The sequence below is a fragment of the Bosea beijingensis genome (assembly GCF_030758975.1).
GTDB lineage: Bacteria > Pseudomonadota > Alphaproteobacteria > Rhizobiales > Beijerinckiaceae > Allobosea > Allobosea beijingensis.
Genome location: NZ_CP132359.1, coordinates 2,906,768 through 2,922,719 on the forward strand (window position 1 = coordinate 2,906,768; position 15,952 = coordinate 2,922,719).

Genomic DNA, 15,952 nt, shown 5'->3' on the forward strand with positions numbered 1-15,952 from the left:
AGGCTCCGGAGGCCGCATGATCACGAAAACCCTGAACCCGCCGGTCGGGCGCAGCGCGCTGCCCTTCATCGACGTCAGCCATCCGGACAAGCCGCTGGAGGTGAATTTCTACCGCCCGGCGCGGCACCAGCCGAATGATCCAGTGATCGTCGTGCAGCATGGCATGCTGCGCAACGGCGACGACTACCGCGATTTCTGGATCGATGCGGCCGAGAAGCACAACCTGCTCATCGTCGCACCGACCTTCCCGAACGAGCCTTTCCCGAAGGCCGAGGGCTACAACAATGGCTTTGTCATCTCCGGTGAGGGCACGATCGCACCGCGCGCCGAGTGGCTCTATGCCGTGCCCGGGCGCGTGCTCGATGCGCTCCGTACCGCCGGCGTGATCGACAAGCCGGTCATCCGCATCTTCGGCCATTCGGCCGGCGGCCAGTTCGTCCACCGCATGCTGGCGACCGAAGGCGGCGCGCTGTTCGAGGCGGCGATGGCTTCCAATCCCGGCTGGTACACCCTGCCGACACCGGAGCGGAATTTTCCGGAAGGGCTCGGTGGGCTCGGGCTCGACAAGGCGGCGCTGACGCGCTGGCTCGCCTATCCGATGATCCTTTTCGCGGGTGACCGCGATATCGTCACCGATGACCCGAACCTGCCGGCCCAGCCCGAAGCTTTGGCACAAGGGCCACATCGCTATGGCCGCGCGCATTTCATGCTCGATTTCGGCAAAGCGGAAGCGGCTCGCCTCGGCGCGCCCTGCAACTGGCAACTGCTCACGGTTGCCGGCATCGGCCATGACGGCGCGGCGATGTCGCGCGCCGCTGCATCCTACTGGTTCGAGGGCCGCCGGATTCCGCCGGCCGAGGAACTCGGCAAGCAGGCCGCCCCGGTTCTCTGACAAGCCTCGAGCCGGCCTCGCCCAACTGGGGCGGGGCCTTTTTCGACGTCGCTCCGCTCCGGCCGTCTCTGCCGCTGGAATGGGCAACCTTGCCGTAATCTTCGCCCGCAATCTGCGCATGCCGGCCCGCTCCGATCCACGGAGCCGAATCGGCTGGCAGATGTGTCGGCGGCGAGGAGCCCCCGCAAGGAGCAATCGATGTCTCGTATCCTTCCTCTGGCCGGCCTCGGCCTGATGGCCCTGTTCGCGCTGCCGGCGCAGGCGGCCGACCGCGCCCGGCCACTGTCCCAGGAATGGCCGGCCTATTCGGCGCCGCGCGCCTATAACTGGAACGGCTTCTACGCCGGCGCGCATGCCGGCGGCGGCTTCGACCGCTTCAACGGCGTCAGCAAGAAGAGCCGCAACGAAATGCTGCTCGGCGGGCAGGTCGGCTACAACGTCCAGATGGGCACGATGCTGTTCGGTGTCGAAAGCGACCTCTCGATGAACGGCTTCGGCAAGGGCTCGAAGCGTGGCGGCGGCACCAGCGCCGACATGCGCTATGTCGGGACGCTGAAGGCCCGCGCCGGCGTCACCTTCGACCGCCTGCTGGTCTACGGCACCGGCGGTCTTGCCTATGGCAGTGTCAAGGCCAGCGACGGCCTCGTCTCCAAGACGCGCGGCAAGACCGGCTATGTCGTCGGCGCCGGCGCCGAATACGGCATCACCGACAATCTCTCCGCCAAGGTCGAGTACAACTATGTCTCACTCGGCAAGGACAACTTCCAGCTCGGCAACAGCCGCACGCGGGTCGGCGTCACCGAGCATCTGGTCAAGGCCGGCCTGAACTACCGGTTCTGATCGTGAAGTTTCGGGCCGGCCCGTCAGCCGGCCCGGTTCGGGTTGCGGTCTCGCGCGCGCGTCGCTGTCGCGCCGGCCGCAACCGGTCATGGGTGGAGCGTCATGTCTGGATTTGTCGCCCCTTCTCCGACATGACGTTCCATCCATGCATCACTACGGACGTGACATGCGCGCTTTGATTGTCGAGGACGAGCCGGAGCTCATGTCCTATCTCTCGCTCCTGCTCGGCAATGCGGGGATGGTCGTGGACCGCACGGATAGCGTGGAGACCGCGCTCGCCGCCCTGCGGACGGCGCCGTTCGACATCGCCGTGGTCGACCGGCGCCTGCCTGATGGCGATGGTCTGTCGATCGTGAAAGCCATGGCCACGGCCGAGAATCGCCCGGCGTTCCTGATGCTGACGGCGCGCGACGCCAAGCCCGACGTGATCGAGGGCCTGAACGGCGGTGCCGACGATTATCTGGTCAAGCCGTTCGAGCCGGGCGAGTTGATCGCGCGGGTGCGCGTTCTGGCGCGGCGCCGCCATCCGAAGCGCTCCCTCGTTCTCAGCGCCGGCAATCTTTCGCTCGACCTCGAAGGCCGCAATGCCTCGGTCGGGGCGGAGATGCTCGATCTGCGCCGGCGCGAGGGGCTGATCCTGGAAGCGCTGGTGCAGCGGACCGGCCGTGTCGTCACCCGCGACGTGCTGATCGAGGCGGTCTACGGCTTCGACGACCTGATCGAGTCGAACACGCTGGAAGCGCAGATCTCGCGGCTCCGGCGCAAGCTCCGCGATGCCGGCGCCGATGTGGAGATCACCTCGCTGCGCGGCATCGGCTACATCCTGAAGAAGGCGGAGCCGGCGCTGTAGCGCTGGGTTTGCCCACCCTTGTCATTCCGGGGCTTCGCGTAGCGAAGAACCCGGAACCCACGACTGGGTTGGTGGCTCGCAACCGAACTCTTGGCTTCTCACCTGGTCGTGGGTTCCGGGTTCGCGCCCGCGGCGCGCCCCGGAATGACAAGCGTGGTTCGAAGCGACCTGCTTATGCCAGCTACACCGTCCGAAAGGTCAGGCGGATCGTCGTGCCGCCGCCTTCGGTATCGCTGAGATCGAGCGCGCCGCCATGCGCGGCCATGATGTCGCGCACGATCGTCAGGCCGAGCCCGGCCCCGGTCGAGTGCGGCGACATCCGGTTGAACGGCTCGGTCACCTGCGCGCGCTTCGCGGCGGCGATCCCGATGCCGTCGTCGCTCACCTCCAGCACGCTCCCATCGATGACCTTGACCAGGATGGAGGAGCGCGCCTGCGCGTGGCGCAGCGCATTGTCGATGAGGTTGGCGAGCGCGGCGCGGGCCGTGGCTTCGTTGGCCGCGATCAGGACGTCCTGCGAGCCTTCTTCCTCCAGCGCGATGTCGATGCCGTTGCTGAGCACCAGCGGGGCGAGATCGGCGAGTACGTCGCGGGCCAGGGCGTTGAGGCGCAGCGGCTCGAAAGGCAGCTCGGTATTGTGCAGGCGGGCGAGCTGCAGCATCGAGGAAACGATGGTGGTGAGGCGGGTGACATCGATCGTCAGCGCAAGGCGCGCCGCCTCGTCGGGCAGCGAATCCACCTTTGTGCGCATGACCGCGAGCGGCGTGCGCAATTCATGCGCGACATTGTTCATGAAGCGCCGCTGCACCTCCATGTTGCCCGCGATCTGGTCGAGCGCCGAGTTCAGGGCCGTGGTCAGCGGCATCAATTCGACGGGCGTCTCCTCCGTCGGCAGCAGGCCGCGCGGCGCGCGGGGATCGATCCGGGCGGCGGCTTCGGCCGCGCTGCGCAGGCGGCTTGAGATATAGGAGACCGACATGGCGATGGCGGCTGCGATCATGATCCCGAACACGACCGAGATCGCCGCCGCGGAACCTGCGATGGCGCGCAGGAAATAGCCGAGGATCACGCCCCAGCCCGGCCGCCCGCCGCCGGTGGCGACGAGGATGCGGCTGCCATCCTGCTCGGCAACCTCGACCGAGAGCGCATTATCGCCGCCGACCCGCATCTGCGCGGCGATGGTCGGGCCGTCCAGCCGGATGTCGATCGGCAGGCCCGGCCGCAACTCTGGCGCATACTCGACGACCGAACGTCCATCCGAGACCAGATACCAGAGCAGCGGGCTGGCCTGCTCGATCTTGGCGAGGCCAGGCGATTTCTGGACCTGCAATGCGGCGGTGCCGGCGGGGCGCACGCTTTGCCGAATGATCTGGGAGGTGACATCGTTGCGCAGGACGCCCGGGTCCTCGGTGATGAAGGTGAAGGCGAGCACGGCCGCGATGAAGGCGACGAACAGGACGGTGCCGAGCAGCGTCAGCCGGATGGTCAGGGCACGCGAGAGCGAGGTCATCGCCGGGCATCCGTCCGCGGCCATGAGCGTTTCGACGCAGGGGATATCGAAACGGTTTCAACGTTGCGGGTCGTCACGGAGCCTCTGTGCGGGTATGGCTTCTCGGGCCGGGGGCGTCGCCCTGCCGGGCTCCGCATGGACCGTATCACCCTTGTCGTTCAATCCCCTCATGGATCGCCTGGCCTGATGCAAGCGCTGCGCGCCATGGCGGGAGGGTTGCGGCTGCGCGATCTGGCGGTGGCGGTCCTGCTCGCGATTGGACAGGCGCAAGAGCCGGCTGCCGCGCAGGGCGTTCCGTCGCGAGACGATATCCGGCCCGGCCAGTTGCCGACCGCTTCGCGCCATGACATCGCCCGGCTGGTCGATGGCGTGTTCAATGCCGCTTCCAAAACGGTCAGCGTGCCGATCGAGCGCTCGCTCGCGCTCTTCGGCGAGCCGAACGCCTATATCGTCGGCGGCGAGCTCAGCGGCTCCTTCGTGGTCGGCGGGCGGCATGGCAGCGGCGAATTGCGGTTCTCGGACGGGGTGCCGATGCCGGTGATCTGGACGGCGCTCTCGGTCGGCATCGGGCTCGGCGCCGATTACGGGCGGGTGATCATGCTGGTCTACGGGCTCGACCGGCAGGAGGATGTTTTCGGCACCTATGCCAGCCTCGGCGGCAGCGCCCATTTCCTCGCCGGAGCGAATGCGACGATCCTCGCCTCCAGCCGGGCCCGGATCGTGCTGATCTCGTCCGGCCTGGGCCTCAGGCTCTCGGGAGACCTTAGCCGGATTCGGATCGAGCCCGGCGGCGAGCCGGAGACGCTGCGCCCGCCCGCCGATATCTGCGGCGCGCCCGGCGGCTGCGCCCCGCCCGGCCGGCGCTGAAGGAAGGCTCAGGCTAGCGCTCCCGGCCGATATTGCGCTGCGCAGTGACATGGAGCTCGTCGAGGCGGGCCGAGATGTCCAGTGCGATCAGGCCGATCTCGCGGTCGTCGGCGGCCTTGCGCACATAGAGAGGCTCGGACCAGAGGACACAGCCGCGCCCGAAGGGCAGGGCGATGCTGGCATGGTCCCAGTTGTCGAGATCGACCCGCGCGCTGGTGACGGCAGCGAAGAGATAGATCGGGCGGCCGGTTGCGCGGGCAAGCTGCACAGCCCCTTTGCCGGCGATGCGCGACAGCTTGGGGACATCGGCCGTGAGCATCAGGCTCGTGCCCTGACGCAGGGCGTCGCGCATCTCGAAGAAGGCCGGGACGGAGCGCTTCGCCGCGATCTTGGCCGGGGTCTGCGTGCCCGATCCACGGATGCTGCGGAAGCCGGCGCGTTCGACGACCGAGCTTACGACCGATCCGTCGAAATGCAGCGAGGTCAGGACCGCAACGCGCGAGGCGCCCTCCAGCGCTGCGAGGCTCAGCATCTGCTGGCCGTGCCAGGTCAGGGCGATGAAGGGTTCGCAGTTGCGCTCCCAGGGCCGGGCGCCGGGGATGACCGGCTTGAAGCGCGTCGTCCGCCGGACCAGGTCGAGATAGGCATGCAGGGCGCGGCCGGCGAGCGCTGCCGACCGGTCTGGGCTGAAGAGCATCGTCCGATCTCCGCGATGAGAATCATCGGGAGTGGTCGGCGCGGCGGTTTGCTGGAACATTGCGCGGGCGCGACAGCGCCCACGAAGTGGCCCGGAAAGCCGCCCTTGTCAGTGCCGGCCGTGGCTGTGGTCGGTCTTCAGGCGCCTTTCGATGAAGCGGCTATAGGAGCCCATGCCGTAGCTGAACACGGCATAGACCAGCGCCGCGAAGATATAACCCTCCAGCACGGCGATGCCCTGCCAGACCGGATCGCGCATCGCCGAGCGCACCGTGTCGAGGAAGTCGAGCAGGCCGATGATGGTGACCAGCGTCGTGTCCTGGAAGAAGCCGATGAAGATGTTGACCAGCGGCGGGATCACGATCTTCAGCGCCTGCGGCAGCACGATCTTGCGCATCGACAGCCAGTAGCCGAGGCCGAGCGATGCCGCCGCCTCATGCTGGCCCTTCGGCACCGCCTGCAGGCCGCCGCGGACGGTCTCGGCGATATAGGCGCCGGCGAAGATGATGATCGCGACTTGCGCCCGCAACAATTTGTCGATGGTCACGCCATCCGGCATGAACAGCGGCAGCATGACCGAGGCCATGAACAGGATCGAGACCAGCGGCACGCCGCGCACCATCTCGATGAAGACGACGGCGATGACCTGGATCGCCGGCAGCTTCGAGGAGCGCGCCAGCGCCAGCAGCACGCCGAGGACGAAGCCGAAGGCGAGCCCGACCGAGGAGAGCATGAAGGAGAGCGGCAGGCCGCCCCAGTTCGTGGTGCTGACCACGCTGAGACCGAAGACCCCGCCATACATCAGCACGCCGCAGATGACGACGACGGCGAGCCAGAGCCAGAGCAGCCGGCGAGACCAGAAGCGCGGAATCATCGAATAGATCATCGCGCCGAGGAAAAGCAGCACCGCCAGAGCCGGCCGCCAGTGCTCGTCATAGGGGAAGAAGCCGAAGATCATGAAGCGCAGCTTCGCCGCCAGGAACGGCCAGCAGGCGCCGGCGCCGGCGGCGGCCTTGCAGGTCTGCGGTCCGCCCTCGACGATGGCGCGGGTGACGAGCCAGCCCCAGGCACCGGTGACGAGGCGGTAGATCAGCCAGAGGCAGGCGAAGGTGACGACGGCGTTGAAGGGCGTACCGATATAGGGCTTGAGCAGTGCATACCAACTGCTCGCGGGCCGTTTCGGCCGCTCGTCGGCGACGGATGCCAGGGTGCTGAGCTGGGCGGTGTCGGTCATCTCAACGCTCCACCAGCGCGACGCGGGCGTTGTACCAGTTCATCAGCATGGAGATCGTGATCGACATGCCGAGATAGACCAGCATGAAGATGGCGATGCCCTCGATCGCCTGCCCGGTCTGGTTCATCGTCGTGTTCGAGACCATGACGAGGTCGGGATAGCCGATGGCGATGGCGAGCGACGAGTTCTTGAAGGTCGAGAGATAGGAGCTGGTCAACGGCGGGATGATCACGCGCAAAGCCTGCGGCAGCACGACGAGCCGCATGGTCTGGCGGTCGTGCAGCCCGACCGCGCGCGCCGCCTCCCATTGGCCGCGTCCGACCGAGAGGATGCCGGCGCGCACGATCTCGGCGATGCCGGCGGAAGCCGAAAGGCCGAGCCCGACCAGAAGCGCCGTGAATTCCGGCGTGACCTGCAGGCCTCCGGTGATGCGGAAGCGACCTTTCTCCGGCCAGTTCACCGCCATCTCGGGCTGAAAGATCAGCATGGCGAGGAGGACCGGGACGACGAGCGCGGCAAGGACATAGGGCCAGGCCATGCGGCTCTGGCCGGTGGCGACGCGCTTGCGGCGGAAGGACGAGGCGACGAGGCAGGCCAGCACGATGCCGAGCACGACGCCGGCCAGCACGCCGGTATGGGCTGATGACCAGCGCAGCGAGGGCACGATCAGGCCGCCATTGCTGAGGAAGACATCGGGCAGGATCTGCCAGGCCTCGCGCACCGGCGGGAAGACCGCGACGATCAGCGCGTACCAGAGGAAGAGATAGAGCAGCAGCGGCACGTTGCGCAGCGCCTCGACATAGACCAGCGCGAGCGTCGAGAGCAGCGGATTGCGCGACAGCCGGGCGATGCCGACGGCGAGGCCGAGCACGCTCGAGAGGATGACGGCGAAGACCGAGACCCAGATCGTGTTGAGCAGACCGACCAGGATCGCGCGGCCATAGGTGTTGCCGGAATCGTAGGAGATGAAGGACTGGCTGATGACGAAGCCGGCGGGCCGGGAGAGATAATCGAAGCCGGTCGCGATGTTCTGCGCCGCCAGCTTCCGCGAGACGGTGCCGAAGAGATAGAGGCCGATGCCGACGACGAGCGCGACCGCGACGACCTGATAGAGCACGGCGCGGACGCGCACGTCGTAGAGCAGCCGCACCGGGCTGGAATCGGAGGTGGCCATCGGGCTGTTCCGGGCTGGGGACGCACCGGCCGCACAGGGGCGGCCGATGGTCTCAGGTCAATCGAGGGAACGCATGGCAGATCGCCCTCACGTCCCGCCGGACGCGGCAACAGCGATCCATGTGGTTATTGTCGCATCGGAGCGGGAAAGCGGAGGCCGCCTTCCCGCCCGAGGCGAAGGCCGGGATCACCGGAAAGGCGGGGAGTAGATCAGGCCGCCCTTGTTCCAGAGCTGGTTGGGGCCGCGGGTCAGGCCAAGCGGGGTCTTCTCGCCGAGATGACGCTCGAAGAGTTCGCCGTAATTGCCGAGCTGCTTGATCGCGTTATAGGCCCATTTGTTGTCGAGATTCAGCATCTTGCCGAGGTCGCCGTTGACGCCGAGCAGGCGCTGGACCTCGGGGTCCTTGCTCTTGAGCTGCTCGTCGATATTGCCCTTGGTGACCCCGTACTCCTCGGCCGCGATCAGGGCGTTGACCGTCCAGGAGACGATGTCGCGCCAGTTGCTGTCGTTCTGGCGGACGACGGGAGCGAGCGGCTCCTTCGAGATGGTCTCGGGCAGGATGACGTATTGCTTGGGATCGTTGGCGATGGCGCGCACCGAGGCCAGATCCGAGCGGTCGGTGGTGATGACGTCGCAGCGGCCGGAGAAGAAGGCGTTGCGCCACTCGTCCGGGTTCTCGAAGACGACTGCCTCGTACTTGATGTTGCGCGGCTTGAAGTAGTCCTCGAGGTTCTGCAGCGTCGTCGTGCCCGGCAGGATGCAGACGGCCGATTGCGAGAGCTCCGACGCGCTCTTCACGCCGAGCTTGGTCGAGACCATCAGGCCCTGACCGTCATAAAAGACGACCGGCGCGAAATCGAGGCCGAGCGAGGTATCGCGCGAGAAGGTCGCCGTGGTCTGGCGCGAGAGCAGGTCGACCTCGCCCGACTGCAGGCCCTGGAAGCGGACATTGGTGTTGAGCGGGACGAAATCGACCTTGTCCGGCGCGCCGAAGACGGCGGAGGAGACGGCGCGGCAAACGTCGGCGTCGAAGCCCTGGCGGACGCCCTTGTCGTCGGCATAGGAGAAGCCCGGGGCCGTCGGGGAGACGCCGCAGAGCACCTTGCCGCGCTTCCTGACGGCTTCGAGCGTGGCCTGCGCCGAGGCCGGCGCGGCATAGACGGACAAGGCCGCAGCGGCGAGGCCGAATGCGACCAGTTTACTGAACATCTTGGACATAGGCGTTTCCCCTTGTGCGCGCCTGTCATCGGCGCGTCGAAAGCGAGCCTATTGGGGCGTGATGGCGTCCGCAAGAGCGTTGCGCGCGTCCGCCACGCGGGATTTTCCATTCCTCGCGTCACAACACCTGCGCTTCGTCCGGCAGTGACGGCTTGCGCCCTTCGCGCTAGGCTTGGCTTGAAACCGGATGAAATCCTTGACACCGCGCCTCGCCCCTTTCCTGCTGTTGTGGGTTCCGCTGGCACTGGCCGGGCTGGGGCTTGGCGCTGCCGTCGAGTTCGTGCGCGCGGGCGATGCGCTCCAGCGCGAGGGGACGACGCTGCACCGCGTCGTCTCGCAGCGCGTCGAGCAGCATGACGCGCATCTGACCAGCCTGGCGGCCGTGCTCGCCAGCTCGAACGCGGAATCGGCGAGCTTCCGCGCGGTGATCGAGGCGATGCGGCGCTTCTATCCGCGCATCGTCGCCGTCGAATTGATCGAGACCGTCTCCGTGGGCGGCGTGCCTCCGAGCCTGGGCGATTTCGATCCGGCGGCGCTGTCCGCCCGTGTCGCCGCGCTGGCGCCGGGCCAGGCCGTCACGCTCGCCAGTCGCTCGGGGAGCCCGTTCTACGCCCTGGTGAAGCGCGTGCCCGATATCGGCCATGGGCCACGGGCGCTGGTCCTCGTCATCGATGCCCGGCTTCTGACCGAGCCGGAAGGCGGCTTGAGCGACAATGCCGCGTTGAAGCTGAGCGATGCCTCCGGGACGGCGATCGTCCAGCATGGCTCGCCACTGGCGCAAGCCACGCCGATCCCGGAACTCTCCTTCACGAAGGCCCTGGGCAGCCGGTCGCAGCCGCTGCTGCTGGAATTGACGCGGCGGCCGGCCCTGGCCGAACTGCTGCCGCCGGGTCTGCTGTTCGGCTGGCCGGTCGCTGCGGGCCTCGGCCTGTTCCTGCTGCTGGCGGTGCTGCGTGAGCGGCGCGCCAGCCGGCGGGCACGCGAGGCGGTGCGCCTGCACGAGCACGATGCCCGGCTCGCCCATGCGATGCGGGTCAACACGGTCGGCGAGATGGCCTCCGGCATCGCCCATGAGATCACGCAGCCACTGACTGCGATCCTGAGCCAGAGCCAGGCCGGCCTGCGGCTCGCACGATCAGGCGATGCGGCACCCGGCGATCTTGTCGGGGTGCTTGAGGCGAATGTCCGGCACGCACGCCGAGCCGGCGAGATTCTCGAACGATTGCGGACCTATGTGACGCGGCGCGAGCCGCAGCGGCAGCCGCATGACCTCAACCGGATCGTCCGCAATGTGGTCGAGCTCAGCCAGCGCGACCTGCAGGAGCGGGAGGTCACGCTCCGGCTGGAGCTGAGCGAGCCCGGGCCGCAGGCGCTGCTCGACCGGGTCTCGATTGAGCAGGTCGTGCATAATCTCGTCCGCAATGCCGCCGAGGCGGTCGAGGCCATGCCGGCCGGACGGCGCGAGATCGTCTTGGCCACGCGTCTCGTCGACGGCGAGGCGGAGATCGCCGTGACCGATGACGGGCCGGGCATCGCCGAGACCGATATGGCTCGCGTGTTCGAGCCGTTCTTCACCACCAAGAGCAGCGGCATGGGGCTCGGCCTGCCGCTTTGCGAGCGACTGGTGGAGGCGGCCGGCGGGCGGATCGCTGCGCGCAACGGGCCTGAACGCGGGGCGGTCTTCAGCGTGCGCTTTACGGCGCTGGCGAACGAACTCGGGATGGCGGCGGAATGAGGCCGGCAGCGCGGATCGTCTATCTGATCGACGACGATGCCGATGTGCGCGACGCGCTCGTCCTGCTGCTGCGCACCATGGGCTTCGCGCCGCGGCCCTTCTCCGGCGTGCAGCCGTTCCTCGACAGGCCCGACCCGCGCCAGGACGGCTGCCTCGTCGTGGATATCCGCATGCCCGGCACCTCCGGCCTGCAATTGCTGGAGCGCATGGCCAAGGAGGTCGGCGGCATGCCGACGGTGATGATCACCGGCCATGGCGACGTCGCCGCCTGCCGGCGCGCCTTCAAGGCCGGTGCGGTCGATTTCCTGACCAAACCGATCGACGAGCAGGTGCTTCTGGAGGCGGTCGAGGCGGCTTTCGCGGCGCTCGATCAGCGCAACCGGGCCGAGACCGCCCGCGCCGGCCGCGACGCACTCAAGGCGAAGCTGACGCAGCGCGAGCGTGAAATCCTCGATCTCGTGGCCGAGGGCCTGTCGACCAAGGAGATCGCGCGGGCGCTCGACGTTTCGCCGCGCACCGTCGAGACCCACCGTGCCAATATCGCCGGGAAGCTCGGGGCGGGCTCCGTCGCCGAGATGGTGCGCTTCGCGCTGGAGGGATAGGCGCGGGTCTCTCCGTAGGACTACGGAGGCGGCTCCGGCGCCGCACCGATCAAAACGCCTGACGGGACCGGCTAACTTGCGGCCATCGAGCTTATGGCTCGCCCCGCTCAAGTCCCGGAGAGATCATGACCAAGATCCGTTTCGCCGCCGCCGCCCTCGGGCTCGCGCTCGTTCCGGCCGCTGCCGGCGCCCAGGTCCTGCAGGAGCGCAACATGCCGCTCGCCATCGCCCAGGAAATCGCCCAGGCGACCGTCGAGGCCTGCGCCGCCAAGAACTTCAACGTCACCGCGACGGTCGTCGATCGTGCCGGCGTCACCCGCGCCGTCCTCCGCACCGACAAGGCCGGCCCGCACACCGTCGCGGCCAGCCGTGACAAGGCCTTCACCGCGGCCTCGGCCCGCAACGCCACCGGCGCGATCGCCGAGGGCGTCGAGAAGAACCCGGCCGCGCGCAACATGGCCGCGATCGAGGGCTTCCTGCTGCTCGGCGGCGGTGTCCCGGTCAAGGTCGGCGACGAGGTGATCGGCGCCGTCGGCGTCGGCGGCGCGCCGGGCGGCCATCTCGACGAGGAATGCGCCAATGTCGGCATCGAGAAGGTGAAGGCCAAGCTGCGCTGAGCCTGGGCCTGATCTGAAATGAGGCAGGCGGTTGCGGAAGCGGCCGCCTGCCTTTCGCCTATTCACAGGAAGGAGCGCCGTGATGGCGAGGATGCTGCTGATCGCCGTGGCCCTGGTCGCGGCCGCCCTGTTCGGCCGGGCCGTTGCGCAGACGCCGCCCGACGCGACCGAGCTCGCCGCCTATCGCGGCTTGCATGCCGCCGCCGCCGTTGGCGATATCGCAACGATCCGGCGCCTTGCGGACGCCGGCGAAAAGCTCGATCAGCGCGACAGCAACGGCCGCACGCCGCTGCATGTCGCCGCCTTCCGCGGCCAGGCGGAGGCGATCCGCGCGCTGATCGTGGCCGGAGCCGATTCCGGCCTGTTCGACAACCAGCGCTATGACGCGGTGACCATCGTCTCCGTAACCGATGACGTTCCGGCGCTGAAGGCCCTGCTGGCCTCGGGCGCCTCGGCGAAGCTCACCACCAGCCGCTATGATGGCACGGCGCTGATCGCCGCTGCGCATCTCGGCCATGACGGCATCGTCCGCGAATTGATCAAGGCCGGCGCGCCGCTCGACCATGTCAACAATCTCGGCTGGACCGCCCTGATCGAGGCGGTGATCCTCGGCGATGGCGGCAAGCGCCATGTCGAGACCGTGCGGGCCCTGCTCGCGGCCGGCGCCGATCGTAATCTCGCCGACAGGCAGGGCGCCACGCCATTGCAGCACGCCCGTTCGCGCGGATACGCCGCCATGGTGGCGTTGTTGGAGGCCGGCGCTCCTCGCTGAAACCAGCCTCCATGGCTCGTGCGTGGAACCTGCTGCCGGACCGTTTCGACCCCATGCAAAGCGGCCAAATAGTTTTGCCGGAATTGCTCTAGGCAGGCGGTTCGGTCGCGCCCATACGACGCTGGTCCATTCGCGGGGGCTTCATGACGATCGCCGGGCTGCTGCAGCCGTTCAGCACGGACCAGGTTTCGGCCTGCATCCTCGTCGTCTTCCTGACGGCGATCATGCGCGGCTATACCGGCTTCGGCTTCGCGCTCGTGGCCGTGCCGCTGCTCGCCCTGATCGCGGATCCCGTCACGGCCGTGCCGATGGTGCTGCTGCTCGAAGTGGCCGGCAGCCTGCAATTGCTGCCGGGCCTGTGGCGCTCGGCGCATCTGCGCTCCGTCCTGCTGCTCGTCGCCGGAGCGCTGCTGGCGACGCCGATCGGGCTTTATGGCCTCGCCGCGCTGCCGGCCGACGTGATGCGCCTCGTCATCGCGCTCGTCGTGCTGGCGACGACCTGCGCGCTTGCCGCCGGGCTGAAGGCGAACCACGAGCCGGGCGTGCCCGCGACCTTCGGCGTCGGCATCCTTTCCGGCCTGCTCAACGGCGCCGCCGCGATGAGCGGCCCGCCCGTCGTGCTGTTCTATCTCAACGCCCAGACGGCGATGCATGTCGGACGCGCCTCGATCGTCCTGTATTTCCTGCTGTCGGACACGGTTGCGATCGGCTTTGCGGGTGCATCCGGGTTGCTGGGCGCCTCGACGGCGCTGCTGGCGGCGGTGACCATCCCCGCGCTCTTCGTCGGACAGGTGATCGGGACGCGGCTGTTCCACTCGGCGTTGCAGCGCCATTACCGCATCGTTGCGATCGTGATCCTGCTCGCGGTCAGCGGCTTCGCCATCGTGCAATCGGTCCATGCGTTGTGGGGAAGCGCCAGCTAGGGCGCGTGCCGGCCGCTTGCATTTCAGGCCGGGCGGCTATCATACGCGCGTGGCCGGGCGGCCTTCCTGCGCCCGGCAGTCTGGCACGGACATGCGATGAGCTCTTCCGCTCCCGATACCGAGACCCTGACCCCGCGCCAGCGGCAGATCCTCGACCTCGTGCAGGATCTCGGCTTCACCACGATCGAGACATTGGCGGAGCGCTTCGGGGTGTCGGCCCAGACGGTCCGGCGCGAGATCATCCGCCTCCAGGCCGGCAATTTCCTGCAGCGCTTCCATGGCGGGGCGGGGCTCGCCTCCGGGGGCATCCGCTCGGCCTATGCCCAGAAACTCACCGTCTCGCCGCGCGGCAAGGAGCGGATCGGCGCAGCGGTGGCGCGGATCGTGCCACCCGGAGCCTCGGTCTTCCTCGATGTCGGCACCACGGTCGAGGCCGCCGCGCGGGCGCTGATCAACAAGCCAGGCCTCAGGGTGGTGACGGCGAGCGTCTCCGTCGCCCAGATCTTCTGCAGCCATGGCGTCTTCGACGTGGTGGTGACCGGCGGCACGACGCGCGGCGCCAACGGTTCGCTGGTCGGGCAGGCGGCGATCGCCAGTATCACGGGCTTCCGCTTCGACTACGCGATCATCGGCCTCGGCGGCTTCGACGATGACGGCGCGCCGATGGATTTCGATCTCGAGAAGATCGCCGTCCGGCAGGCCGCGATGAGCCGCGCGCGGCAGAGCCTGGCGCTCGCCGACCATACCAAGTTCGACCAGACCGGCACGGCCCGCGTCGCGCCGCCCGAGGCGCTCAGCCTCGTCGTCGTCGACGCCGAGCCCGGCTTGCGCCTGCGCGAAAGCTGGGAGCGCAGCGGCACGCGCTGGCTTGTCGCCTGACACTGCCGTTCGCCCGCCAAATCTTTAGCCGGCACCCTTGCGCCCGTGATCGCTTTTGATCAGGATGGAAGAAATCTTACACGAGCGCCGTCAGGGCGCCGCCGCTTCCAGGGAGGTTGCCATGCTGCGCGCCAAGATCGCGTCCCTTTGCCTGCTTGCTTTCGGGGTCGGGCTTGCCGGTCCCGTCCAGGCGCAGGATTGCGCCAATCGCGGGACGCTCGATGCCCGCTATTGCGACGCCAATCGCGACCTGCTCGCCGATACGCCTGCCGATGCGGCGAAGCAGAAGGACCCGGACACGCTGATCTTCTCCTACACGCCGGTGGAGGACCCGTCGGTCTACGAGAACGTCTTCGCCGATTTCCTCGCCCATCTCAGCAAGGCGACGGGCAAGAAGATCAAATGGTTCGGCGCTGAATCCTATGCCGCGCAGGTCGAGGCGATGCGCTCCGGCCGCCTCCATATCGCCGGTGTCGCCAGCGGGCCGACGCCCTTCGCGGTCAATCTCGCCGGCTTCGTGCCGATCGTCGCGATGGCCAAGAAGGACGATTCGATCGGCTATACGCTGCAATTGATCGTGCCTAAGGATTCGCCGATCAAGAGCATCGCCGATCTCAAGGGCAAGCGCGTCGCCCACGTCGCGCCGTCCTCGAATTCGGGCGACACCGCGCCACGCATCCTGTTCAAGGAGAAGGGTGTCGTGCCCGGCAAGGACTACGAGGTCCTCTATTCCGGCAAGCACGACAACTCGATCATGGGCGTGGTCAACAAGGATTATGACGCCGCGCCGGTCGCCTCCAGCGTGGTCGAGCGCATGGCCGATCGCGGCATGTTCAAGCGTGATGACATCCGTATCGTCTATGAATCCAGCCCGTTCCCGCGCACGGCTTTCGGCCTCGCCCATGACCTCAAGCCCGAGCTGCAGGCCAAGATCAAGCAGGCCTTCCTGAGCTTCGACTTCCTGAATTCGGCGCTCGCCAAGGAGTTCAAGGACACCAAGGGCTTCAAGGAACTGAGCTACAAGGACGCCTGGGGCGACATCATCCTGATCCAGAGGGATAGCGGCATCACCTATACCCAGGACGGCCTCTCGAAGCTGAAGGGCGATTGATGTCGGCTGTTTCTGGGGCTGCGGCCGGTGGC

General features: G+C 67.8%; 16 protein-coding genes. 11 read left to right on the forward strand and 5 right to left on the reverse strand.

What is annotated here, in order from left to right; all coding sequences use genetic code 11:
- The first annotated feature begins 16 nt into the window (after nt 1-16).
- The 3 genes from Q9235_RS13955 (at nt 17) to Q9235_RS13965 (ending at nt 2,582) form a co-directional block, all read left to right on the forward strand.
- Entirely contained in the window at nt 17-892 is an 876-nt protein-coding gene (locus Q9235_RS13955; RefSeq protein WP_306222376.1) for an alpha/beta hydrolase family protein, read from the forward strand.
- A gap of 198 nt (nt 893-1,090) precedes the next feature.
- Nucleotides 1,091-1,732, forward strand: a complete 642-nt coding sequence (locus Q9235_RS13960) for an outer membrane protein (RefSeq protein ID WP_306222377.1) — start codon at nt 1,091-1,093, stop codon at nt 1,730-1,732.
- Between the two features lie 166 nt (nt 1,733-1,898).
- Nucleotides 1,899-2,582, forward strand: coding sequence for a response regulator transcription factor (locus tag Q9235_RS13965; protein ID WP_306222378.1), 684 nt, complete (start codon nt 1,899-1,901; stop codon nt 2,580-2,582).
- Between the two features lie 181 nt (nt 2,583-2,763).
- Here the strand turns inward: Q9235_RS13965 and Q9235_RS13970 are convergent, their stop codons facing one another.
- A complete protein-coding gene (locus Q9235_RS13970; protein ID WP_306222379.1) occupies nt 2,764-4,116 on the reverse strand; it encodes a sensor histidine kinase in 1,353 nt (450 codons plus the stop codon).
- 162 nt (nt 4,117-4,278) lie between these two features.
- Here Q9235_RS13970 and Q9235_RS13975 point away from each other — a divergent pair, with 162 nt between their 5' ends.
- Nucleotides 4,279-4,959, forward strand: a complete 681-nt coding sequence (locus tag Q9235_RS13975) for an EipA family protein (protein ID WP_306222380.1) — start codon at nt 4,279-4,281, stop codon at nt 4,957-4,959.
- Nucleotides 4,960-4,972: 13 nt separating this feature from the next.
- On the opposite strand, the gene Q9235_RS13980 is transcribed toward Q9235_RS13975, so the two are convergent.
- The 4 genes from Q9235_RS13980 to Q9235_RS13995 all read right to left on the reverse strand — a co-directional run bounded on the left by Q9235_RS13980 (nt 4,973) and on the right by Q9235_RS13995 (nt 9,272).
- Nucleotides 4,973-5,656, reverse strand: coding sequence for a lysophospholipid acyltransferase family protein (locus Q9235_RS13980; RefSeq protein WP_306222381.1), 684 nt, complete (start codon nt 5,654-5,656; stop codon nt 4,973-4,975).
- A gap of 108 nt (nt 5,657-5,764) precedes the next feature.
- On the reverse strand, nt 5,765-6,889 hold the full coding sequence (locus tag Q9235_RS13985; RefSeq protein WP_306222382.1) for an amino acid ABC transporter permease: 1,125 nt from the start codon (nt 6,887-6,889) through the stop codon (nt 5,765-5,767).
- A gap of 1 nt (nt 6,890) precedes the next feature.
- Nucleotides 6,891-8,063, reverse strand: coding sequence for an amino acid ABC transporter permease (locus tag Q9235_RS13990; RefSeq protein ID WP_306222383.1), 1,173 nt, complete (start codon nt 8,061-8,063; stop codon nt 6,891-6,893).
- A gap of 186 nt (nt 8,064-8,249) precedes the next feature.
- On the reverse strand, nt 8,250-9,272 hold the full coding sequence (locus tag Q9235_RS13995) for an amino acid ABC transporter substrate-binding protein (protein ID WP_306228265.1): 1,023 nt from the start codon (nt 9,270-9,272) through the stop codon (nt 8,250-8,252).
- Between the two features lie 205 nt (nt 9,273-9,477).
- Here Q9235_RS13995 and Q9235_RS14000 point away from each other — a divergent pair, with 205 nt between their 5' ends.
- The 7 genes from Q9235_RS14000 to phnD all read left to right on the forward strand — a co-directional run bounded on the left by Q9235_RS14000 (nt 9,478) and on the right by phnD (nt 15,920).
- Nucleotides 9,478-11,016, forward strand: a complete 1,539-nt coding sequence (locus Q9235_RS14000; RefSeq protein ID WP_306222384.1) for a sensor histidine kinase — start codon at nt 9,478-9,480, stop codon at nt 11,014-11,016.
- Entirely contained in the window at nt 11,013-11,618 is a 606-nt protein-coding gene (locus Q9235_RS14005) for a response regulator transcription factor (RefSeq protein ID WP_306222385.1), read from the forward strand. Before Q9235_RS14000 ends, Q9235_RS14005 begins: the two co-directional genes overlap by 4 nt.
- Before the next feature lie 125 nt (nt 11,619-11,743).
- Complete coding sequence (locus Q9235_RS14010; protein WP_306222386.1) at nt 11,744-12,235, forward strand: GlcG/HbpS family heme-binding protein; 492 nt, start codon at nt 11,744-11,746, stop codon at nt 12,233-12,235.
- An 82-nt stretch (nt 12,236-12,317) separates the two neighbouring features.
- Nucleotides 12,318-13,007, forward strand: a complete 690-nt coding sequence (locus Q9235_RS14015; protein ID WP_306222387.1) for an ankyrin repeat domain-containing protein — start codon at nt 12,318-12,320, stop codon at nt 13,005-13,007.
- A 143-nt stretch (nt 13,008-13,150) separates the two neighbouring features.
- Entirely contained in the window at nt 13,151-13,930 is a 780-nt protein-coding gene (locus tag Q9235_RS14020) for a sulfite exporter TauE/SafE family protein (protein WP_306222388.1), read from the forward strand.
- Nucleotides 13,931-14,026: 96 nt separating this feature from the next.
- A complete protein-coding gene (locus Q9235_RS14025) occupies nt 14,027-14,809 on the forward strand; it encodes a DeoR/GlpR family DNA-binding transcription regulator (protein WP_306222389.1) in 783 nt (260 codons plus the stop codon).
- A gap of 121 nt (nt 14,810-14,930) precedes the next feature.
- Nucleotides 14,931-15,920, forward strand: coding sequence for a phosphate/phosphite/phosphonate ABC transporter substrate-binding protein (gene phnD, locus Q9235_RS14030; RefSeq protein WP_306222390.1), 990 nt, complete (start codon nt 14,931-14,933; stop codon nt 15,918-15,920).
- Nucleotides 15,921-15,952: the final 32 nt, after the last annotated feature.